Source organism: Terriglobales bacterium, from assembly GCA_035624455.1.
Lineage (GTDB): Bacteria > Acidobacteriota > Terriglobia > Terriglobales > Acidobacteriaceae > DASPRM01.
This window is the reverse complement of sequence record DASPRM010000068.1, coordinates 75348-97624: the sequence shown is the minus strand read 5'-3', so window position 1 is coordinate 97624 and position 22277 is coordinate 75348. Positions and strand designations below refer to the sequence as shown.

Sequence of the window (22277 nt, the reverse complement as noted above, 5' to 3'; positions counted from 1 at the left end):
GAGAGCGGTATTCCCTATCGCGTAGGGCTCATTCGTAGCCACTATGTCGGGCGAACCTTCATCGAGCCGGAGCAGCGTGTCCGCGATTTCGGAGTCAGACTGAAGCTCAACCCCGTGCGCAGCGTGCTCGAAGGAAAGCGTGTGATTCTGATCGACGACTCCATCGTCCGCGGCACCACCAGCAAGAAGATCGTTCGCATGATCCGCGCAGCCGGTGCGAAGGAAGTCCATATGCGGATCTCGTGTCCGCCAACGATTTCGCCCTGTTATTACGGAGTAGATACGCCGCACAAGAAAGATCTCATCGCCGCCAACAAGAGTCCCGAGGAGATCCGGCAATTCATTGGCGCTGATTCACTCGCCTATCTTTCTCTGGAAGGGTTGAAGAAGGCTTGTGCGGACGGGGAAGGAACCAACTACTGCACAGCCTGCTACACCGGCCGCTATCCCACCAACCTCGTCGACGTGCAGGAAATCCAATCTGCCACCGTTACGACTGAGTGATGGCTACCTAAGTTCGCTCAACCCTGCGTGGCCCCACCCGTTCGGCTGCTTTTGGCGAAAGGTCGGGAAATTTGCGATCACCTGATGCTGTTTTCAGTGGGATTTCGCTCAGCTAAGGCCGTTCGATCGCAATCTTCGGCTCGATCGAACCAATGTCACTCCTCACCCCTGTGCTTCCATTTCCCGGCGAGTGCTCCCCCTTGCCCTCTAGCCGGAGCCGGATCTCGGTTAGCTTTCGCACGTCATCTTCAGTAAGCAACTGTTGCCTGCCCAGCAAGCGTGCGGTGAGAGCAATCTTCGCGAAGTGTTCTACGGTCTCCATGTGCATGTAGGCACGTTCGAGATGGTCGGCAAATGCCACTACACCGTGATTCGCCATCAGGATGGCATTGTGCTCCAGCACCAGCGGGCGCAGAGCTTCCACCAGTTCATCACTCCCCGGTGTCGCGTATCGGGCGAGAGGGACAGACCCCAGGGTCAGTAGGACTTCCGAAAGGATCGGCTGATCCAGCGGCAACCCGGCAGCAGCAAATCCGGTTGCCGTTGGGGGATGGGCGTGCACGATCCCACGCACTTCCGGCCGCATGCCATAGATCAGTAAATGCATGCCGAGTTCGCTGGACACGCTGCGATGTCCCTTGAGCTTATGACCGGCGGCGTTGATGTGAACTATGTCCTCAGGCGACATCAGGCCTTTGCACATGCAGGTGGGCGTGACCAGGATGCTGCCATCGTCCAGACGCACCGAGATGTTACCATCCATGGCGGCGATGTAGCCGCGCTGGTACAGCATCTTCCCGTAGTGGACGATGTCGTCCCTGATCTCGCGTTCGGCCTTCATGGGAAAACGGTGAGCTTATCGAAAAAACAGACCTTTCCGTGAACTGAAACGAGGTACTGGTATGGTACTTCAGCTGTTGCACGTCGGCAACGTAGTTATCGTGATTTCATGAGATTTTCACAGCGTTTAACCGCTCGGACGAGCTAAACGATTCCCCTCTTATAATCCCTCTTCGTGCTGGTTTCCGAGTTCGACTACGCGCTTCCGAAGGAATTGATCGCGCAGCAGCCCCTGGAGGATCGCGCCGCCTCTCGCATGCTCCACCTCCAACGAAGTAGCAGCCTGCTGGCGGACCGGCGCTTTCGTGACTTCCCGGACCTGCTCCGGCCCGACGACCTGGTGGTTCTCAATAACACTCGCGTCTTTCCGGCGCGCCTCTTTGGCCATCGCAAGGGAGCCCGAGCTCAGCCTATAAGTCCAAGAAATCCCGCAGCACGTGATTTTCTGAAGGGCAAGGTAGAAGTCCTGCTAACCCGGCAGCTTGCCAGCCCCGACGCGCTGACATGGGAAGCCCTGGTCCATCCAGGCAGAAAGATTGGAATCGGAGAGCAGCTTTCTTTCGGTGAACATGGGGAGCTCGAAGCCGAAGTGATTGGGCGGGGGGAGTTCGGCGAGCGGACGCTACGTTTCCTCCCGGTTGCCGGCTTCTTTGCCGTCCTCGAGCGCATCGGTCATGTGCCGTTGCCGCCCTATATCGACCGGGCTGACGCCCCTTCCGATCGGGAACGCTATCAGACGATTTTTGCTCGCGAGCGGGGCTCCGTTGCCGCACCTACCGCAGGCTTTCATTTCACTCCAGACGTAATAGACCACATGAGGAAGCGCGGAATCGAAACCCTGGAAGTCACCCTCCACGTTGGACTTGGCACCTTCCAACCGATTCACGAGCGGACCGTGGAAGAGCACCACCTTCACACCGAACGGTACATGATCTCCAATGAAGCAGCCGAGAGACTCACCTGCGCGATAGCCGAGAAACGTCGCATCGTTGCCGTGGGCACGACCGCGGTTCGCACCCTGGAACAGGCAGCTTTGGTCTCACCCGCCGGCTGCATTCAGCCAGCCTCAGGCGACACCGGCCTTTTCATCTATCCAGGATTTGCATTCCGCGTGGTAGGGGCAATGCTGACCAACTTCCACCTGCCCAAGTCCACTCTATTGATGCTGGTTTGTGCTTTTGCGGGAAAAGATCCGGTTCTGGATGCCTATCGCCATGCTGTCGAGCAGGGCTATCGTTTTTATTCTTACGGCGATTGTATGTTCATTGAGTAGGCGCTGTGCGCCAGCTGTCCACCAGTTGCCACCATAGCATGCGTTCCCATTCCATCAGCCAGGTCTTGGCCCACTCTCGTTTACGCCACCACTTTTCCCCGAACATGGCGGGATCGCGGGCGGCGGCCACCGACCAGTGATATTGTGGCTTCAGCTTAGAGAAGATCTCATAGGCTCTGCGCGTGTGGTGATCTGAGGTTACGATCAGCGCGCTACGTGCACCAATCTGATCGAGGCACCGGGTCACATAGGCAGTTTCCTGTCGGGTAGACACAGCCTCGATTTCGCAAATGCTAACCTTCGCTAGGTCGTCGCCCGCTGTCTGCTCTACCCATTGGGCGGCCAATTGGTTCGCTCGCTGTCCATAAACCGTTAGGTCCGACCGCGCATCCAGAAACAGGTGGTTGCCGTAACCCGCGCGCAGCAATTCCAGGCCTTTGGCATAGCGCTGATCGATGCTATCTCCATCCAGGATTACGATGGCATCGGATTTCTCCGGCCGATCCAGCACAAGCAGCCGTCCAGAAGCAAAGAAGAACCAAACCAGCAATCCGAGCAACAGCAGAAGCAGAATTCTGCGTCTCATCCGTTGGCTGCACTGCGAAAAAGTGCGCTGATTGACAATATCAGACACTACCCGGCTCACCTAGTTCTGGTAAGATAGGCACCGCAATTCACTCCGACCTATCCCGCCGGGACCTCCGGAGATCGCCCTCGGATGGCCATCACAAGTCGTAAGGGTTTTCTTTTCGCCGCCATATTCGTGGCCGTCACCGGCTTTTCCAACGATACCGTCCGGGCCACTTCGGCGCTGGCCGGATTTCGCAATCCCCTCTCCGAAATAGAGCTTGAGCGGCGTTTCCTGGCTGTTCCCGACACCAGGCTCCTCGACCGCCATATGCGCGCACTCACCTCCGAGCCGCATATTGCCGGCACTCCAGAAGACCGCAAGACTGCCGATTATGTCGCCAGCCGTTTCCGCGAAGCTGGACTGGAAACCTCCCTCGTCGAGTACCGCGTTTGGATGAATTATCCGAAGGAGATCAGCATCGACGTAACCGCTCCGGAGGGCGTCGTCATGCATGGGCCTTCGCGGGAATCAGTCGAGGGTGACCCCTACCAGGACAATCCTCGAGTGTCGCCGGCCTTTAGCGCCTATTCGCCTTCGGGTGACGTCGAGGGCGAAGTCGTCTACGCCAACTACGGTCGTCCCGAGGATTTTCGGCACTTATCAGACGCGGGCATCGATCTCCACGGCAAGATCGTCATGGTGCGCTACGGCGAGAATTTCCGCGGAGTCAAGGCATATCTCGCACAGGAAAAGGGAGCTGCCGGCCTCATCCTTTACTCCGATCCGATAGACGACGGCTATTTCAAGGGCGACGTCTATCCTCGTGGACCCTGGCGTCCGTCCACCGGCGTCCAGCGGGGAACCATCGAGTATGGCTTCGAACATCCGGGGGATCCCACCACTCCCGGATTCGCCTCCCTGCCTTCTTTGCCCGACTCGCAGCGCATGGACCCGGCGTCCAACCCGGACATGCCCAAGATCCTTGCTCTGCCGCTCTCTTATCACGACGCCCAGCCAATTTTGGCCAACCTCGCTGGCCCTGAGTCTCCTCGGGATTGGCAGGGCGCATTGCCCCTTACCTATCATCTGGGACCCGGGCCAGTGCGGGTAAGAATCCACGTCCAGAACGATTACGGCTACCGCACGATCTGGAACGTGATTGGCAAGATTCGTGGCAGCCAGTACCCCGACGAATGGGTGATCATGGGCAACCACCGCGATGCCTGGGTTTACGGCGCCGTCGATCCGATCAGCGGCACCGTGGCCATGCTGGAGGCAGTTCATGGCTTGGGCCAGTTGCTAAAAACTGGCTGGCGTCCTAAGCGAACCATTCTTTTTGCCAGTTGGGACGCGGAGGAGCAGGGCCTCATCGGCTCAACCGAATGGGTGGAAGAGCACGAACCCGACCTCAGCAAGGCAGTGGCCTACTTCAACAGTGATACCGGCGGAGCCGGCCCCAATTTTCGAGCCGCCGCCACACCCAGCCTTAAGGGTTTCATTCGCGACATCACCAAAGCTGTTCCCGACCCGGCGGGCGGCACGATCTACGATCACTGGCGCCAGAGCTCGCGCAAAAATACGGCGGTAGCCGCTGGAGGCTCGGATACCAGCCAGCTTGGCAATTTGGGATCCGGGTCCGACTACACTCCTTTCTTGGATCACGCCGGCGTCCCCTCCAGTGACGTGCGCTCCTCGGGTAATTACGGCGTCTATCACTCCGTTTTCGACAACTACCAGTGGTTCCGCAAATTCGGCGACCCCGGCTTCCTGTACTCGCAGATGATTGCGCGCGTGATCGGGATGGAAGTGCTGCGGATGGCGAACGCGGATGTGTTGCCTCACGATTACGAGGCTTATGGTAACGAGATCATTCGTTACCTGGGAGCCGCGCAAAAACACGCGAGAGACATATTAGGCGACGGAGCTCCCAGTTTTCAAAGTGCGCTCATAGCCGCCCACAGGTTTACTGCTGCCGGCGCGGCCATGAATGTCGCAGTAAGAAACTCCGCCCTCGATGCTCACTCGCTGAATACCATCCTCAGCGCCACCGAACGGGACCTGCTGCTTCCTAAAGGACTGCCCCGCCGCCCCTGGTTCAAGCACGCGATCTTCGCACCTGCCGATCTCAAAGGCTATACCGCGTCCGTGATTCCCGGAGTCAATGAGGCGATCGAGAATTCGGATCCCGAACTTGCCAAACAACAGTTGGCAGAATTGACCGCCGCTCTCAATCGCGCCGCCGATAGGCTCGAAAGCATTCGACCGGCCTTTCCTGCCGTAGGACAGTAGAAAACCACCGCTCAACGGCAGCGGACTGAATGCTGATTACCGAATGCTGACTGCTTCTTACAACGCGGATCAATAAAGAACTACGTGGGAACGGACGTCCCGTCCGTTCAGGCCGAGCGCACGCTCGGCAGCAATCATTACTGATTGCTGAATGTTAATTGCTGAGGGCTTCTCCTACGACTTCTTCGCTTGCGCTTTGGGCTGCGCTTTAAACCTCGCCAGCACCTTATCTTTCTGCCGAAGCTCCAACGTGTCGCCGTCGATGCGATAGCTATCCGTGGAGTTCAGGGCCTCGAGGAATTTCTTTTCCACGCTCATGGCCGGCTCCGGACAGGCCATCATGGTTGTCGCCACTTTGCCAAACCGCAAACCATCGCCCTGCATCGTGAACGTGCCCATCATGCGGTTGCACCCGGCCGACCCGGAGATGCGCTTATCCTTCTTGTTAAGAATGAGCGTAGGCACCGCGCGGCCCTCGGCTGGAGCCTCAAACGTCTCACCCCCGAGCTCGGTCAGCTTCCATTCCGTTCCCATCAATGGCGCTGCCGGACCTTCCGTACCTGCGGGCGTGAATCCCGGAGGAGGATAGGCCACCATCTTCATCATGACATTGACTTCGTTGCTCGCCCCATCGTTCAGCACCGGGTAAGGCTGCGTGGTCGTGAACAGCAACTCCCCATCCACGTCCACGTTGGCGCGCACTACGTAACGACCCTTCTGCGAGATCTTCGCCGGGTTGTAGGAAAGCTCGAAGGGAATCGGCACTTGCCGGCCATTCGCAGAAAAAGCCGTCCCTGCAATGAGCGTGGCCCCCACATCCTGCTTGGAGACATCTTCCATGCGGATCGTCAGCATAGCGTTGGGTGGAAGCGCCACGCGTTCGCGATAGGCTACCGTGCCGGTGATCTTGCCGGCCTTTTCCTGGCCAGATACAAATTGCGAAATTATCAACAGCGCCAGGCTACACGCCAGGATCCCGGCTCTTTCCCGCACGAGTACCTCCTTGAGTCTTCCACTTGGCTTGCGAAGGGGCAGAACGAAAACTAGCACAAACCGGGCGGCTGGCCCACTTTTTCCTGCGCCCCCCACGCTGTGGGTGCCCCACCCTGAGCATAGCGAAGGGTGGGTGACCCGCTTTATTGACTTGGGGTCCTGAGCCTGCCTACAATTGGCGGCTCTTGTTGGCTTTCCCCTTCAAAGGCTGACACATGCTCGAATACGCGCTTCGGCAGAGCAAAGATGTAACCATCGTCGACTTGACGGGTCCCATCACTCTAGGTGAATTGCTGGCGTATGGTCGGGAAAGCGGCCGTACCAGCACAGATGCTCCGCGGCCGAAGGTGATTGGGGAGATCGTCCGCCAAATACTCAAACAGGGAGGACGCAAGATTCTGCTCAACCTGACGAATGTCACCTATATCGACAGCTCTGGCATCGGGGAGTTGGTAGGCGCATTCACCAGCGTCCAGCTCCAGGGCGGCCAGCTCAGACTACTGAATCCCGCCGTCAGGGTGGTGAATATTCTGCGCCTTACCAGCATCGACAGCCTGTTCCCGGGGGTTTCGACACACGAGGAGGCCGCGATCCAGTCGTTTTCCGAGGCCTGAGCCAAACGTCAGGACGGGTGCGCAGGGTAGCCCACCCTTTCCTCCAACCTCCGACACTCACGCAGCCGGCAGTCCCAGTTCAAGCCCAAAATGCGCAAGGGTGGCCCAATCAATATGCAAGATACTTCGAACCCACCTGACCCGACGGACCGCCCACATTCCCGCACAACCCATCAGTTAATGTTCTGGCTGATGGTGATCGTGCGAATGCTCATGGCCATGGTGATGACGATGACGATACCCCGCCTGCTCGCTTCCGCTCCTTTCACCGGTCTCGACCAGCTTGCGCCTCAATTCCGCAGGTGAAGACATCTGGCGATGTAGCCAGGCAAGCACCGCGGCCAGCCCAGTTCCATCTTTGAGATTGGTGAATACGAAGGGCAACTCGCCCCGCATGCGGCGGCTATCGCGCTCCATGACCTCGAGCGAGGCGCCAACCTGCGGAGCAAGGTCGATCTTATTTATGACCAGCAGGTCCGACCGGCGTATGCCGGGCCCGCCTTTGCGCGGAATTTTGTCCCCGGCGGCCACGTCGATGACATAAATAGACACGTCCACCAGCTCCGGACTGAACGCAGCTGCAAGGTTGTCGCCGCCGCTCTCCACAAACACCAGCTCCAGACTTCCGTGCGTGCGTTCCAGATCGGCGATGGCTTCCAGGTTCATGGATGCGTCCTCGCGGATGGCGGCATGCGGACAGCCCCCCGTCTCTACACCACGCACGCGATCGGCGGGCAAAATTCCCTGGCGGATAAGAAATTCCGCATCTTCGCGCGTATAGATGTCGTTCGTCACGACAGCAAGATTCACTCCCGGCCAAAGCTTGCGGCTGAGGGCATCGACCAGGGCAGTTTTTCCGCTGCCTACCGGTCCGGCCACGCCCACACGAAAGGCTCTTCGGTTTTCATTCATCGTGCCATTCTCAGAATAGAAAGTAGCGTTGCGCCAGGGGCAGAACGCTGGCTGGTTCGCAGGTCAGCAATTCTCCATCAGCGCGCACCTCGTAGGTCTCAGGATCGACTTCAATCTTGGGAGTGGCGGTGTTGTGGAGCATGTCCGACTTGCGCAGATCGCGGCACTTCTTAACCGCAACCATCCGCTTGGCCACAGGAAGCTTGCGCGAGATCGCGGCGCTTGAAACGAAGCTTACGGCGATAGACCGCGTCGCGCTTCCGAAAGCGCCAAACATGGGCCGATAAAACACGGGCTGTGGAGTGGGGATGGAAGCGTTGGCATCACCCATAATGCTCCACGCTATAAATCCGCCCTTGATGACCATTTCTGGTTTTACCCCAAAAAACGCCGGGTGCCAGAGCACGAGGTCAGCTAACTTGCCGGGCTCAATCGATCCTACTTCGCCCGATATACCGTGAGTGATGGCAGGATTGATGGTGTACTTAGAGACATAACGTTTCACGCGCTGATTGTCGTTGCTTGAACTGTCGCCCGCCAGCGGACCACGCTGCACTTTCATCTTGTGCGCCGTCTGCCACGTGCGAGTCACAACTTCGCCGATCCGTCCCATGGCCTGCGAATCGCTGGACATCATGCTGATCGCCCCCAGATCGTGCAGGATATCTTCCGCCGCCATGGTCTCGGGCCGAATTCGGCTTTCCGCAAAGGCTACATCCTCGGGCACCAGCGGGTTCAGGTGATGACAGACCATCAGCATATCCAGGTGCTCGGCGAGTGTGTTAACCGTGTAGGGCCGAGTGGGATTGGTGGAAGAGGTGAGAATATTGGGAATTCCGGCAACTTTGATGATGTCGGGAGCATGGCCACCGCCCGCCCCTTCGGTGTGGTAAGCGTGAATGGTACGGCCGGCGATGGCGGCAATGCTGTCGTCCACGAACCCGGCTTCGTTGAGAGTGTCGGTGTGGATGGCAACCTGCACGTCGTACTGATCGGCAACTCTTATGCAAGCATCGATCGCCGCGGGAGTGGTGCCCCAGTCTTCGTGGAGCTTTAGTCCGCAGGCGCCCGCTTCGATTTGTTCTGCCAAAGGCTCGCCAGTCGCGGCGTTTCCTTTCCCCAGAAAACCGAAATTCATGGGCCAGGCATCGGCCGCGCGCAGCATGTGTTCGATGTTCCAGGTGCCGGGCGTGCAGGTGGTAGCGTTGGTACCGGTAGCCGGACCGGTGCCTCCCCCAATCATGGTCGTGATGCCGTTCGAGAGCGCCTCGTAAACCTGTTGCGGCGAGATGAAGTGAATGTGACTGTCCACGCCGCCGGCGGTGACAATGCGATTTTCGCCAGCGACGACCTCAGTGGCCGCACCCACCACGAGCTCGGGATCGACACCAGCTTGAGTATCTGGATTACCTGCCTTCCCGACCTTCACGATTCGCCCGTCGCGAATACCGATATCGCCCTTGACGATCCCCCAGTGATCGATGATGACGGCATTGGTGATGACCAGGTCGAGAACACCGGGTCTGCATTCGCGGGTTCCGGTGGAGCTTTGCCCCATTCCGTCGCGAATTACCTTCCCGCCGCCGAACGTGATTTCGTCGCCGTAGATGGTGTGGTCCTTTTCGATTTCGATGATGATTTCGGTGTCGGCCAGCCGGACGCGATCACCCGTAGTGGGACCGTAGAGGTCCGCGTAAGTACGGCGAGGAATGCGCAGGCTCATGTTTGTCCTCGCTTCCCCGGCTGGAGCGGGCCGTTCACGGCGCCATGGTGGCCATAGACGCGGCGTTCGCCGACGAAGGCAACCAGCGGAACCTCTTTTTCCTCTCCCGGCTCGAAGCGGACTGCGGTGCCCGCCGCAATATCGAGCCGCATTCCGTAGGCAGAATCGCGCTCGAAGTCCAGGGCGCGATTCACTTCAAAAAAATGGTAGTGGCTGCCTACCTGAATGGGACGGTCTCCGGTGTTGCGCACCACAACGCGGACCGCAGGACGGCCTGCATTGAGTTCGATTTCGCCATCAGCCAGCAAGTACTCACCGGGAACCATTGCGACTCCTCATTGCACTGGATCGTGAACGGTGACCAGCTTGGTGCCATCGGGAAACGTGGCTTCGACCTGCACTTCGTGAATCATCTCCGCCACTCCTTCCATGACGTCGTTGCGGGTGAGGATGGTAGCGCCAAGAGTCATGATGTCGGAAACGCTCTGGCCATCGCGAGCTGCTTCCAGAACTTCGGCGGAGATGATCGCCACCGCTTCGGGATAGTTGAGCTTCAATCCCCGAGCCCGACGCTTGCGGGCGACTTCTGCCGCCACGAAGATCAACAGCTTCTCCTGTTCGCGAGGCGTAAGGTGCACGAGAGCTCCTTCCCACGTTCAATAAAGTTTTCGCGGGAACGTGGCGCTTCGACCGCAGAGAGACAGTTTCGCGGCTCGCCACAACCCGGTCAAGCCTTCCATCAGGATTCTCCCGTTACAGGCAAGTCCGCGCACAACCATTCCGTCCGCACCGAGCGAGCTGATTCCCCACAGCGCTTGACCAGGTTGGCTGAGCTGAGAGGCTTGCGAGTCGAGCTGCGCTTCCAACTGGCGCCAGCGGGCCGGCGGTGTCCCCGGCTGGCAAACGTACAGCGAGGCGATGTGGCGGTATTGCCCGAGGCGTGCCGGAGATCCCAAAGCTCGCACCTCGGGCTCGAGGTCCCAGTGTTCTTCGATCAGGGCACGATCTACTCCACAAATCACAAACGAGGACGACATGCGGGCATAGCGGAAGGTTTCTCCGGAAGCTTCGCGGCCAGGCGCAATCAGCTCCCACCAAAACAACGCTGCGCCCGGTTGCAAAGTAATTCGCGTAACCTGTTCGTAGCGCGACCCGGCGTAGGGGATGAGGGCGTCGGGAACATATTCCAGAAAACCGTCGGCGCCAATTTCAACGTCGATCTCAGCGCGGCTGCAGTGCCGCGGAGAGCGGCTGCGATAAATGCGGGTGGCGCCAGTGGAAGTCAGTTGCGCCTTGGCTGAGTATCCAACCGTGATCTTCAGCTGAAGATGATCGGAATCCAAAATCCCCCCGGAAATGTTGTTAAGGTGTGCCAGCGTCTCGCCGGACGCATTTGGAAAGCCCCGCAGCACGCGCCAGGGAACCTCCTGACGGTGGATGCGGAGCGCGGTCGCGCCGCTATCCTCGTTTCTTGAAAAGTCGAGCCAGAGCGAGGCTGTTCGTGTCGATGACATATCAGCTGATGAATAGACGAGTCCCCAGCCGCGGATGAGTCATGGAACCGATTTCAAGGAGCGGGGCAAACGAAGAAATGTGGAGTTCTGCCTCCAAGGCAGAGGCGGCAGCGCAGGCGATTTCAGGTTTCAGATGAAACAGAATGGCTTGTGCCTGGATGTGCCCGAGAGGCATTAGCCGCTGGCAGGCAGAAATCAGGCCGGCAACATTCTGATGAAGAAACGCCGGAACCACATGGCATGAAAGAATCTGCAGACGTCCGGCCATGTATCCGAAGCAGACAGCGTAATGAAGCGGTTGATTCTTCGCCGAAGCAACGTTTGCCACGTCGGCGAAAATGTGATTTCCGAATGCTCGCGTAGCAAGATCGATCAGACGCCGGGCGATGGCTGCGGAGGCCTCGCGCGCTTCGCGGGCAGGCTTGCGCGCGTCGAGGCGCAGGTTAAGCTGCAGCCACTCCAAAAGACTCGCCGTGCCGCTTTGTGCCAGCGCACAACTGCGGGCACAAAAAACAGCTTCCAGGGTACCGGACTCGACTAGCCAATCGCGGAGAAAAGATTCTAAGTTGTCCGGAACCAGCGCGCCGTATTCAACTAGCGATTCCAAGCCAAAGGAATGAGCCATCGCGCCGACCGGAAGCGCGCTATCGGCGAGTTGCAGCAGGTGGAGCAGCGTCACACTCTGCGTCATTCCGATGGAGGGCACGTCGCAGAGAATAAACCATCAGCAGCAGGGACGGGCGATTACAATAACGAATATTCCACATGAAAAATTCATTTATGTCGCGGGCTATCGAGCTCGCCGTCGAAAATGTCAATGCGCGCCGCGGTGGGCCTTTTGCGGCACTAGTGGTCAAAGAAGGCGAGCTTATTGCCGAGGGCACAAACCTGGTGACCTCGGCGATGGACCCCACGGCGCACGCCGAGATCACGGCGATCCGAAATGCCTGCCGCAAACTGAACACCTTTCATTTGACGGGTTGCGAAATCTACACCAGCTGTGAGCCCTGCCCCATGTGCCTGGGTGGCGTGTACTGGTCGCGCGTTGACCGGCTGTATTACGCCGGGACGCGGGAAGATGCCGCCGCCGCCGGTTTCGATGATGCTTTCATTTATGCGCAGATCCAATTGCCGGTAGAACTGCGGTCCATCCCAATGATCGGAATGATGCGGCAGGAATCGCTGGCGGCTTTTCAAAGCTGGCGGAATCTGGCGGCCAAAGTTCCTTATTGATTTTGCCAAAGGGAGCTGCTGCCGACGCTGAGATCTACCAAGCATGGGTGTCATCCCGACCAAGTGATTGGATCGCGTAGCGCGTTCCAATCACGCGTGGAGGGACCTGCTTTTCCGAGAAGCTGGAGCGTGCCCCTGTAGCCGTCCTTTGGCTAAGCTGGCAAGTCGAGGCGCAGCTTCGACGGAGAGCGGACTAGTCTTCCGTCACGCCCCGCGCTCATTGTCATCACGAGCGAGGGAAGCGAGCGAGGGATCTGCAGTTCCAACGTGGGAGAAAGGCAAATCTCTTCCCAGACTTATTCCTGATTCTGGAGGCTAACCGCGCCGCAGCGTCGCTTCGATCAGGCCGTGAGGCTCATCAATCGGGAGGAAGACTTCATTGGGGTTATCCAGCCCGAAGGGTGACAAATCGACCAGCAGGCAGTGGCGGTTGGGCATGGAGAGATGAATCTCCACGATCTCTTTAGCCCGGCTGAGCACCGTTTCCCCGATGGCGTAGAGCGTGTGCTGCACGCCACGGCTGTCGTGACAGGCGAAGACTTCCAATACGGTGTGGCGCACAGTATCCCACAAAGACCCGAAGGAATGACTTCCGGGCTGGTACAGCCACTCCGCCTTCACAATAGTGCCGAACAGACGATCGCGAGTCTCCTTCAGCGTCGTGTATTCATCGTGGATGTAGCCCTCGAAGGCCGAACCGGAGGTTTTGAGGATCTCTAGCTCATCGATACCTGACTTGATTTCCGCGTGCTTGCGATCGGAAGTGACCACCGCTGTGCGTCGTCCTCCTCCGGCTTTGAGGAATGCGTGGTTGTGAGGCCGTCCGTTAACGAGGATTCGTTTCCAGAGATTTTGCCTGACTGCGATTCGCGCGCTAGAGACCTGCGGATTTCGAGTGAGGAAGTGATCGGCGAGGCGCAGCCCAAACTCCTCGATCTCACCCAGTGGCTGCTTGCGCGCGAGAGCATACACCGTGTTCTTCATCGTGTCCGTAGGCAGCACGTCACGATTGTCGCCAGATGCGTAGGCAGCGCTGAATTCTCCAGAAAGGGCGATGTCGATGTTCAGATCCGTTAATTCGTGGTGCGCGCCACGGCGCTCGACCTTAACCAGCCGGACCTGCGATTTGCCATAGGAATTGGCCGCGAGAGCGATCGGCATCAGCTTCCTCGATAGGTGGAGTAGCCGTAAGGGCTGAGCAGCAGTGGCACATGATAGTGCTGATCCGCATTAGCAACGCGGAATTGGATCGAGATCTGTGGGAAGAACTCGGAGACCCCTGAGGTATCAAACTGCAGGCGATACAGGCCGGGTTCCAAAAGCTGCCCGTCAGGCAGAAGGTTGCGGACGCGGCCATCAGCGTCGGTCGTGGCTAAACCTAGCTGCTTCCAATCAGCCGAAGCCGTGACATATTGCGCCAGATGGACGGAAATATTGGGCGCGGGGCGTCCGGCAGCGATGTCCAGCACGTGAGTGGTAATGCGGCTCATTCGCTCAGCAACTTTCTCAGGCGCAGACGGGTGATTCCAAGTTGCTCTTCACCGGCTTGCGTCATCTCTTCGCTGGAGCTGTGTTTGAGCCGCGCTCTCAGCAGGTCCAGTATTTCTTTCGCGGACTTGCCGGTTGCGCAAACGATAAAGATGTGGCCGAATTTTTCTTCGTACTTCCGATTCTCTTCAGCCAGCCCCGCCAGCGTATCCAGGTCGGCTGCTGAGACTGCGGACTGCTCCTGCCGGGACCATTGCCCTCCAGACTGCTGACCGATTTTAGGATGTGCCGCGAACGCCTCCAACCAATCTTGCGGCGAGCACTTTCTCCACACGCGTTCCGCCGATTCCTCGAGCGCCTCCACGCTGTCGTAGGGACGGCCAGCCGCCATGGCTGTCGCCCAGGTTTTCGACCCGCAGCACTGCAAAAAATCGGCAGCCGCTTCGTCTGCCGGCACCGCATTCAGCGCCTTCAGGCTCGCTTCCCTGTGACCGTGTTCGGTGAGATACCCAAACAGCCGCAGCCGGCTCACTCCACCATCAGGGAAAATGTTGAAGCGAACGTAGCGTGCGGGCTGTTCGCGCACTAGCTCCTCATGAAAGATATGCCGCGTGTGTGCCTGCAGCGCCGTCTCGGGCAGCAGTTCGCTCCAGGAATCCCCTTCGATAGACGGACTGATTTCGAGCGAGCAACGATCCGGAAAATTGCCCTTGAAATGGGCGGTGTCGACCTCAACCCGCTCGATGATTCCTTCGGCGGCCAGCTTCAAGATGACCCAATCATGTCCGGGACCGCGCCGTCTGCGCGTTTCCCAGCCGTCACTCATGTCGAGGGCGCGTCCAGGCATGATCAGGTTCTGTGGATGGCCATAGTGCTGATCACTTGAATCCACAACCGTGCCACCGCATTCCGCAGATACCAGGTCTATCTCCGCACTCAAGCGTTGCCAATCTGGAAGGGCTTCACCATACACACGCAAGCGGGCCACTCCGCCATCCGGAAAAATGTTCAGGCGGAGATGAGTAAAGCGTTGCGCGCAACTGATCTGAAACGGATTTTGCTTGTCGCCATGTAAGCGAGAGCTGGGCAGCAGTTCGAGCCAGTCCCGCAGATCTTCACGCCCCGGATTGCCATCCGCAGTGCAGCCTTCCAGAGAACAGCACTCGGGATAATTCCCCGTGAAATGGCTAGTGTCGACCACGATACCGTGAATCACTCCCGGGATGCCAAGCCGGACGATAGCCCAGTCGTGGCCGGGAGTCCGCCTGCGGCGTGATTCCCAACCGTCCATCCACTTCCCGCGATCGGTGTGCTTTCCGGGAATGAAAACGGGGTCAGCATCTTTGATGAGATTTTCCTTGAGAGCAAAGAAATCGTCGCTGGCCGCAATTACGCAGCCGCCCGCCCGTTCGGAGGCGAGGTCCATGAATTTGCTAAAAGGCTTCACAGCCGACCTCGGCGCAACATTTTTCCCTGCGGCCGACCGTTTGGGTCAACCGTCATGCCGCGCAAGTACGTTCTTTTTACCACGCCCGCCAGGCGCATGCCCGCATAAGGCGTAAGCTTGTGGCGATGATACAGCCCGCCCGGATCAACCACGAATTCCGTCTCCGGGTCCCAGACAACCAGGTCAGCATCGTGACCGGAACCAATGACGCCCTTTTTGTTTGCCAGCCCCGCCAGTTTGGCGGGGGCTGCACACATCCATGAAGCCAGATTTTCAATAGTGAATCCGCGGCGGCGGCACTCGCTCCATACTGCGGGAAGAGTGAGCTGCAAAGAAGCGATCCCGCCCCAGGCGCCGAAGAAATCGCCCTCCTCCCGCCGCTTCAGTGTCGGCGGGCTGGGGGAATGATCCGAGACTACCATGTCGATTGCGCCCGATCGCAGGGCTTCCCACAGGCTGTCGCGGTTGGCCGCCTCACGAATGGGAGGAGCGCATTTGAATTCCGTCGCTCCATCTGGAATCTCTTCCGCGTTGAAGACGAGGTAGTGGGGGCAGGTTTCCACTGTGATCGGCAGGCCGCCGGAACGGGCATTTTGCAGCATCGGAACCGCATCGCAGGAAGACAAGTGGACGATGTGCACCTTGCATCCGGTTTCCCTGCTCAGGCGGATCAGCAGATCGATGGCGCGATTTTCCGCGTTCCTGGGCCGGGAGCGCAGATAGTTTCGGTAATGGCGCGCATCGCCAGCCGGCGCTTGCAGTTCAGAGGGCAACTCCGCGTGCACCATCAGCACCGCGCCACACCGTCCTAATTCCAGCATCGCCGAGCGTAAACTGGCCTCGTCTACATGTGGAAATTCCTCGACGCCCGAGGGAACCAGAAAGCATTTAAAGCCGAAGCACCCTTCTTCCCAGAGCGGCCGGATCTGGTCTGCATTTTTGGGGATCACTCCTCCCCAGAAACCGACGTCGATCCAGCACTTCTCTTCCGCGGCCCGAAGTTTGGCGGCATAGGCCTCGCTGGAGGTAGTGCTGGGGATGCTATTGAGAGGCATCTCGACAATGGTGGTGATCCCACCCGCCGCAGCCGCGCGTGTGGCACTCGAGAAGCCTTCCCACTCTGTACGGCCGGGTTCGTTGATATGCACGTGGGTGTCAACTAGGCCGGCCATGATCACGGAATTGCCGAAATCGTCGCTTGCGGTTGATTCGTGGTCGCCGATTTCGGCGATGATTCCGTCCTGAATGTGGATTGACGCGGGCCGGATGCCATCCGGCAGAACCACTCGCCGGCTGCGGACAACGCGATCAGCGGCCATTAAGAAAGTCCTGCAGCAGGTTTTGCGCAATCCGTGTGCGATAGGCTGCGGTGGAACGCATATCGTCGATGGGTGAGATTTCGCCTGCCAGCGTGCCGAGAACATCGCTGTGATCGCGAATGGCGCCCTCGGTCCGAAAACAACGCAAAGGAACCGGAGCCACACTGCCCACGGCTACACGTGCATCTCCAGTTTCGGAGTCCAGCAGAGCGGCGAGGCAGATCTTGGAGATTGCTTGCGCCCGCCGTGTCCCGACCTTGCGGTAATACTGCCGCCAGCGCGAAGTGTCGCGAGCAAGCCGGATGCGGACGAGTAGCTCGTCGGGTTGCAGACGAGTCTGCCTGTAGCCGATGTGGAATTGATGGTGAGGAAGCCAGCGGGAGCCGCGGGCCGAAATCAGCTCGAGCTCGGCTTCGTACACAAGAAGTGCGGGCGGCGTGTCGGCCGCTGGCGAAGCATTCACAATGTTGCCGCCGAGGGTGCCACGATTCTGAGTGGCGATTCCGCCTGTGGTGCGCGCGGCTTCGATCAGCAGCGGAAATTCGCGTTGCAGAATTTCACTGGCCAGAACTTCACTGTAGGTAGTGAGAGCACCGAAAGTTACGAAGTCATTGCCTACGTTGATGCCGCGAAGTTCCGGCAAATTCCAGATGCTCAGGAAACGGCGATGCTCGAGCTTGCCGGCTTCGAGCAACACCATCAGGTCGGTGCCACCCGCGAATGCCTGCCACACGCCGGGCTCCGATGCCAGCAGATCCAAAGCCTGAGCGAGTGACTCCGGAGCCCGCATTTCATAGGCTGGGATGAACGATCTCAAGCGCGCATCCCTTCTTGCCGGCACGCCTTCAAGACCGATTCGAAAATGCGCATATATCCGGTACAGCGGCAGAGGTTGCCCGCCAGGCCGTTTCGGATGTCCGCCTCGCTGGGCGCAGTCGTGTATTGCAGCAGATTCAGCGCTGCCAAAATCATGCCCGGCGTGCAGATGCCGCACTGAGCGCCACCGCATTCGAGAAATGCCTGCTGCACGGCGTGAAGCTGGTCGCCGCTGGCGATTCCCTCAATCGTCGTGATCTGCGACCCATCGGCCTGCAATGCCGGAATCAGGCAGCTATTCACCAGCTTGCCATTCATCATCACGGAGCAGGCGCCGCACTCGCCTTCGCCGCATCCTTCCTTCGTGCCGGTCAGACGAAGCTCTTCGCGCAACACGTCCAGCAGGCGCATCATCGGCCAGGTCTCCACGCTATGAACGGTTCCATTCACCGTCATGGAGATTTTGACCTTAGCCATGAACCATCTCTTCCACTCGTGACATGGCAGCCATAAGAGCTTCGGGAGTGAGGGGAATGGAGTTGAAGCTGATTCCCAGTGCATTTTCAACTGCATTCAAAATCGCGGGCGCAGGGCCATCCATCGGTAGCTCACCAAGTCCTTTGGCGCCCATCGGGCCGTGAGCGTAAGGTTTCTCGATGAAGAAAACACGAATGGGAGGAACGTCGGCCGAAGTCGGAATGATGTAGTTCGTCAGCTGACTGTTCAGCATCCGGCCATCCTGCCATACCACGTTTTCATAAAGCGCGTATCCGATCGCCTGCACCACACCACCTTCAATCTGCCCCTTGGCGAGCACAGGATGAATGATTTTCCCGGCTTCCTGCACAGCAACGAAATCTTCCATGCGGACCTCGAAGGTGCGCGTATCGACACTCACTTCCGCGACATAAACCGCCCAGCCGTACGTGCCATAGGCATCACCCTGATATTTTTCGTCGTCCCAATAGATGCCGTCCGGAGCTTCGTACTGGCTGAATGAGCGGAGAGCACCGTGCTGGCGGACATATGCCCCGCAGGCTTGAGCGAATTGTTCCAGCGTGTAGGGGTCCGGCAGCAAGCCTGACCTTTTCAACGTCTCTCGCAACCTCAATGCGGCCGATTCCACAAGCTTGCCGACGACCATGCAGGTGCGGGAAGCAACGGTTGGCCCGCTGTTAGGTACCCCGGCAGTATCCGGCTGGGGGATTTCAACGTACTCGTAAGGCAGCTGCAATGTTTGCGCCGCGATCTGCGTGAGAATCGTTTTCGTTCCCTGGCCCATCTCGGTGCTGGAAGCAAGAACGTAAACGCGGCCATCCGCGGCTGCTTCCACTCCAACAATCGAAGCCAGGTAGCGTTCGCCCGAGCCGGTGAACCCCGCGCCGTGAAAGAAAGCAGCGAGGCCGATGCCATGCTTCACGGGCGAGCCGCGATTCTCCTCTGTGAAACGCTGTTTTTTGGCTGCATACTGGGACTCGGCAAGAGCTCGCTCGAGTAGCGAGGACATATCCACGTCTTCGCGGATTGCCTGGCCGGTCGCTGTGGTCTCTCCGCGGTGAAGAAAATTACGGCGGCGAATCTCTTCCGGCGAAACTCCAACCGTCGCCGCAATCTTGTCCATGTGGCGCTCCAGGGCGAAGATGCTTTGCGGCGCGCCGAAGCCTCGAAACGCTCCGTGAGGCGGAGCATTGGTGGCGGCTGCCTGGCTGCGTATCCGAACATTGGGACAATAGTAGGGGCCGGCGGCATGAATGGTTCCCCGCGAAAGAACCACCGAAGACAACGTGGCGTAGGCGCCTCCGTCGATCGTGAAATCGATGTCCATGGCCAGCAGTGTGCCGTCACGGCGGACGGCCGTACGATGGCGCGTGCGCGAAGGATGGCGCTTGGTCGTCGCCGCCATATCTTCGGCGCGGTCGTAGATCAGCTTTACCGGTCTGCCGGATTTCCACGCGAGCAGGGCGGTGTGAGCCGCGATCATGGATGGATATTCTTCCTTGCCACCGAAGCCGCCGCCCGTTTCGGTCTGAATAACCCGGACCCTATCGTCTTCGAGACCAATCACGCCCTTCACAGCCTTGTGCACGTAGTAGGGGCATTGCATCGATCCCCAAACTGTTACGCCATCCCCGGGAGACGCAATGGCAATCATGCCGTTGTTCTCGATGTACAGCTGTTCCTGCGCAGCGGTGGAATACTCGCCTTCAACGATGAAGTCTGCAGACTCCCAGACCTCGTCCACATTGCCTTTTTCAACCTGGAATCTCTTAAAGACATTGTCTGCACCCCAGATCACGTTTTGTCGCGCAAGCGATGCTTCCAGGGTGAAGATCGGTGTCAGAGGCTCAATTTCGATTGTCACTGCGCGGCGAGCTTCCTCGAGCAGGTAGCGGTCGGGATGAGCCAGAAGCAGAATCGGTTCCTCCGGATGATTCACCACCGACTCGGCGAGGCAAGGCTGATCGTTGAGGATTAATGCAATGCAGTTGACGCCGGGGATGTCGCTGGCGCGGACAATCGTGAATTCCGGCCAGGGGACTCCCTCGCCGAAATGAACGGCTGTGATGCGGCCGCGGGCGGCGGGAGAACGCACCGTGGCGCCGTAGATCATTCCGGGGAATTGCAGATCGTCAACGTATTGCGCCCGCCCCGTGATTTTGTCGCGTCCCTCTTTGCGCGGAACGGCGGTCCCCACCACCTGTGGCATGTTCGGAAAAGGATAGCAAGGAAGAGCAGGATGATCTCCGCCTATTTCGCGGGAAGTGTCTGGTGCCCCAGGTTCGCGCCGTGCAGGTCGGCGCTAACCTGCGTGGCTAGGCGTATCAAACACCGGGGTGCTGTTACGAGAAGAGCAGGCCAGCCATGCGGGTTTGATTGCACGTGGGGCAAGCCGGCCTGCTCGGCCAGAGCGATCTCATACGCGGAAGCTATTAAGCCATCTCATAAATCGGTTTTGAAAGGGCGGCTTCAGCCGCGCCGTCCAGAGCCTCATAAATCCTGGGCTTTACCCCTGAGGGACCGGACGTTACCCCCTCAGTTCATTGTGAGACAGCTTCTCAGGACTGAGGGCCGCCCATGTTGCCGCGCCGCTGCTGCATCTCCTGTTGCCGCTTCTGCAGGTAGTCGTCGTATTTCTTTTTCTGATCGTCGTTCAGCAGATCGCGGATCTTTCCGGTCGAACTCTGATGGATGTCCTTCATCTTCGCCATCTTGTCTTCCCGGGAAGCGGAAGTATCCTGCATGGTCTGTTGCATTTGAGTGCGCTGGTCCTGAAGAATGCTGCGCACTTTTGTCTGCTGATCGTCGCTCAGACTCAATTCCTGAGTAAGGTTCTTAACCTGGTCGTCGACGCTGGGCATCTGTCGCCCACCGAATCCATGGCGTCCTCCACCCTGGCCCGTTCCGCCATATTGAGCAACTGCCACGATCGAGATGGTCAGCGCTGCGATCAGGCCTGTGAACCGTAATGACTTCATCTTGGGAATCTCCTCGGATCTTTCGAAGCGTTAGAGGCGAAAAAGGGGTACGGCCGGAATGCTATTCCGGCCTGCAGTCCCCATGCTTAGTTTTGGACCTGCGGATTGCTGGCCGGGCCCGGGCCTCCGCCAAAGTGGGGCGGACCGCCAAAACCGAAATGATGCTGGCTGTGCATTTGACTGAGCTTCGTCTGTTGATCCGTATTGAGGACCTGATAGAACGCCGCCTGCGCCTTGGCGTGAGCCGAAGTAAGCTGGGCCGTCAGGTTGCCAATTGTGGTGGAAGCCTGCTCGATTCCCGCGCTGTCATTGTTCTTAATGGCAGTATCGAGATTCTGGTGCGCGGTCTTCAGGCTGTCGTGCAGGGCCGACTGGTTATTCGCATCACTAGTGAAAATCGTGGTGGCCTGACTCTGCTGTGCGGGCGTCAGCGACAGAGCGGTGGTAAGGAAACTCACATGATGCTGCACTCGTGTTGCGGGATCGGGTGGCGTTGGATTCTGGGCGAATAGCAGAGATGCGGTTAGAAGGCATGTAAACAGCAGAACACTGATTGTTTTTTTCATTGTCGAGTCTCTCCGGCAATAGGAACACAAGTATTGACGTGAACGTTCTCGCCCTGCTGTTAATCATTTGTAAAAAATGCGGGAATCGCGTCCAGTTTGTCCCTGCCGGCTCACACCGGTTCAAACTGAGCTTAAATCGCGGCTTTACAGAGATTTTACCCCGCGCCCGGCGCCGATGTTATTTGATAACAGGTATCGTCAAGCGAGATTTTCCAGTCCCTGGTTCGTGCGCCGAGGAGTTATGGATTACGACATTTTGCTGCATCTGTTGGCTGCAGGGTTGGTGCTCAGCGGTTGGATACTGCTAATCGCCTTCTGGCTGCAATTTCGGAGCGACACGCGAGCACACGCTATCTACGAGCGCGAAAAATCTGAGGCTGAGAACGGCCGCATGCCGACCGCCCGCAATTGGACCGCTGCATCCGTCAAGAAGCGCCGGGATCCCCAGGCTCGCGATCCACGCCTGGCGCAGAAACTGCCGGTTTGATCGAAAAATGATATGGGCAGGCGTCAGCAGTTTACGCAGACTTTACACCGCTTGCAGTCAGGCCGTGCTTCAATACTCACGTTATAGCGACACTTCGAAACTACGCCCCATCGGCGGGGACGAGCCTGCTTTCTCCTCCAACTCTCCCCGCCGAATATTTTTGGCCGAACAGAATTTTGAAATCCCGAACAAGGCGGTTTTGCAGCTCCAAC

Annotated in this window: 23 protein-coding genes and 1 pseudogene; 6 read left to right on the top strand and 18 right to left on the bottom strand. The window is 58.5% G+C overall.

Annotated elements, in window-relative coordinates; all coding sequences use genetic code 11:
• A partial coding sequence (locus tag VEG30_07510; protein ID HXZ79759.1) for an amidophosphoribosyltransferase occupies window positions 1-504 on the top strand: 504 nt, incomplete at its 5' end.
• Between the two features lie 112 nt (window positions 505-616).
• On the opposite strand, the gene VEG30_07505 is transcribed toward VEG30_07510, so the two are convergent.
• Complete coding sequence (locus tag VEG30_07505; GenBank protein HXZ79758.1) at window positions 617-1345, bottom strand: class II aldolase/adducin family protein; 729 nt, start codon at window positions 1343-1345, stop codon at window positions 617-619.
• 174 nt (window positions 1346-1519) lie between these two features.
• Between VEG30_07505 and queA the strand changes: the two genes are divergently transcribed.
• Window positions 1520-2617, top strand: a complete 1098-nt coding sequence (gene queA, locus VEG30_07500) for a tRNA preQ1(34) S-adenosylmethionine ribosyltransferase-isomerase QueA (protein ID HXZ79757.1) — start codon at window positions 1520-1522, stop codon at window positions 2615-2617.
• On the opposite strand, the gene VEG30_07495 is transcribed toward queA, so the two are convergent.
• Window positions 2607-3203, bottom strand: coding sequence for a YdcF family protein (locus VEG30_07495; GenBank protein ID HXZ79756.1), 597 nt, complete (start codon window positions 3201-3203; stop codon window positions 2607-2609). The genes queA and VEG30_07495 overlap by 11 nt on opposite strands.
• Before the next feature lie 132 nt (window positions 3204-3335).
• Between VEG30_07495 and VEG30_07490 the strand changes: the two genes are divergently transcribed.
• Entirely contained in the window at window positions 3336-5477 is a 2142-nt protein-coding gene (locus VEG30_07490; GenBank protein ID HXZ79755.1) for a M28 family metallopeptidase, read from the top strand.
• 174 nt (window positions 5478-5651) lie between these two features.
• On the opposite strand, the gene VEG30_07485 is transcribed toward VEG30_07490, so the two are convergent.
• The gene (locus VEG30_07485) at window positions 5652-6470 is read right to left on the bottom strand and encodes a YbaY family lipoprotein (protein HXZ79754.1); all 819 of its coding nucleotides are present in this window, start codon (window positions 6468-6470) and stop codon (window positions 5652-5654) included.
• 215 nt (window positions 6471-6685) lie between these two features.
• Between VEG30_07485 and VEG30_07480 the strand changes: the two genes are divergently transcribed.
• Window positions 6686-7084 carry an STAS domain-containing protein gene (locus tag VEG30_07480; protein ID HXZ79753.1) on the top strand — a complete coding sequence of 133 codons (399 nt, stop codon included), beginning with the start codon at window positions 6686-6688 and terminating at the stop codon, window positions 7082-7084.
• Window positions 7085-7261: 177 nt separating this feature from the next.
• On the opposite strand, the gene ureG is transcribed toward VEG30_07480, so the two are convergent.
• The 6 genes and pseudogenes from ureG to VEG30_07450 form a co-directional block, all read right to left on the bottom strand.
• Entirely contained in the window at window positions 7262-7996 is a 735-nt protein-coding gene (gene ureG / locus VEG30_07475) for an urease accessory protein UreG (protein ID HXZ79752.1), read from the bottom strand.
• 10 nt (window positions 7997-8006) lie between these two features.
• Window positions 8007-9719: an urease subunit alpha gene (ureC, locus tag VEG30_07470; protein HXZ79751.1), complete on the bottom strand. Its 1713-nt coding sequence runs from the start codon at window positions 9717-9719 to the stop codon at window positions 8007-8009.
• A gap of 23 nt (window positions 9720-9742) precedes the next feature.
• Window positions 9743-10045 (bottom strand): annotated as a pseudogene (locus VEG30_07465) (urease subunit beta).
• Between the two features lie 9 nt (window positions 10046-10054).
• Window positions 10055-10357 (bottom strand): urease subunit gamma, encoded by a 303-nt coding sequence (locus tag VEG30_07460; GenBank protein HXZ79750.1) that lies wholly within the window; start codon window positions 10355-10357, stop codon window positions 10055-10057.
• An 18-nt stretch (window positions 10358-10375) separates the two neighbouring features.
• Window positions 10376-11233 carry an urease accessory protein UreD gene (locus tag VEG30_07455; protein ID HXZ79749.1) on the bottom strand — a complete coding sequence of 286 codons (858 nt, stop codon included), beginning with the start codon at window positions 11231-11233 and terminating at the stop codon, window positions 10376-10378.
• A gap of 1 nt (window position 11234) precedes the next feature.
• Complete coding sequence (locus VEG30_07450) at window positions 11235-11924, bottom strand: urease accessory UreF family protein (protein ID HXZ79748.1); 690 nt, start codon at window positions 11922-11924, stop codon at window positions 11235-11237.
• Window positions 11925-11998: 74 nt separating this feature from the next.
• Between VEG30_07450 and VEG30_07445 the strand changes: the two genes are divergently transcribed.
• The gene (locus VEG30_07445; GenBank protein HXZ79747.1) at window positions 11999-12466 is read left to right on the top strand and encodes a nucleoside deaminase; all 468 of its coding nucleotides are present in this window, start codon (window positions 11999-12001) and stop codon (window positions 12464-12466) included.
• Between the two features lie 315 nt (window positions 12467-12781).
• On the opposite strand, the gene pucL is transcribed toward VEG30_07445, so the two are convergent.
• The 9 genes from pucL to VEG30_07400 all read right to left on the bottom strand — a co-directional run bounded on the left by pucL (window position 12782) and on the right by VEG30_07400 (window position 21578).
• Window positions 12782-13627, bottom strand: coding sequence for a urate oxidase (gene pucL / locus VEG30_07440; protein HXZ79746.1), 846 nt, complete (start codon window positions 13625-13627; stop codon window positions 12782-12784).
• A complete protein-coding gene (gene uraH / locus VEG30_07435; protein HXZ79745.1) occupies window positions 13627-13956 on the bottom strand; it encodes a hydroxyisourate hydrolase in 330 nt (109 codons plus the stop codon). Before uraH ends, pucL begins: the two co-directional genes overlap by 1 nt.
• Window positions 13953-15401, bottom strand: coding sequence for an allantoicase (alc, locus tag VEG30_07430; protein ID HXZ79744.1), 1449 nt, complete (start codon window positions 15399-15401; stop codon window positions 13953-13955). Before alc ends, uraH begins: the two co-directional genes overlap by 4 nt.
• On the bottom strand, window positions 15398-16720 hold the full coding sequence (gene allB, locus VEG30_07425) for an allantoinase AllB (GenBank protein ID HXZ79743.1): 1323 nt from the start codon (window positions 16718-16720) through the stop codon (window positions 15398-15400). Before allB ends, alc begins: the two co-directional genes overlap by 4 nt.
• Window positions 16710-17537 (bottom strand): FAD binding domain-containing protein, encoded by an 828-nt coding sequence (locus tag VEG30_07420; protein HXZ79742.1) that lies wholly within the window; start codon window positions 17535-17537, stop codon window positions 16710-16712. Before VEG30_07420 ends, allB begins: the two co-directional genes overlap by 11 nt.
• Window positions 17534-18013, bottom strand: coding sequence for a (2Fe-2S)-binding protein (locus VEG30_07415; GenBank protein ID HXZ79741.1), 480 nt, complete (start codon window positions 18011-18013; stop codon window positions 17534-17536). The genes VEG30_07420 and VEG30_07415 overlap by 4 nt, the downstream gene beginning before the upstream one ends.
• A complete protein-coding gene (locus tag VEG30_07410) occupies window positions 18006-20243 on the bottom strand; it encodes a xanthine dehydrogenase family protein molybdopterin-binding subunit (GenBank protein HXZ79740.1) in 2238 nt (745 codons plus the stop codon). The genes VEG30_07415 and VEG30_07410 overlap by 8 nt, the downstream gene beginning before the upstream one ends.
• A gap of 349 nt (window positions 20244-20592) precedes the next feature.
• On the bottom strand, window positions 20593-21012 hold the full coding sequence (locus tag VEG30_07405) for a hypothetical protein (GenBank protein ID HXZ79739.1): 420 nt from the start codon (window positions 21010-21012) through the stop codon (window positions 20593-20595).
• 86 nt (window positions 21013-21098) lie between these two features.
• On the bottom strand, window positions 21099-21578 hold the full coding sequence (locus VEG30_07400) for a Spy/CpxP family protein refolding chaperone (GenBank protein HXZ79738.1): 480 nt from the start codon (window positions 21576-21578) through the stop codon (window positions 21099-21101).
• A 241-nt stretch (window positions 21579-21819) separates the two neighbouring features.
• Between VEG30_07400 and VEG30_07395 the strand changes: the two genes are divergently transcribed.
• Window positions 21820-22065 (top strand): hypothetical protein, encoded by a 246-nt coding sequence (locus VEG30_07395; protein HXZ79737.1) that lies wholly within the window; start codon window positions 21820-21822, stop codon window positions 22063-22065.
• Window positions 22066-22277 lie beyond the last annotated feature (212 nt).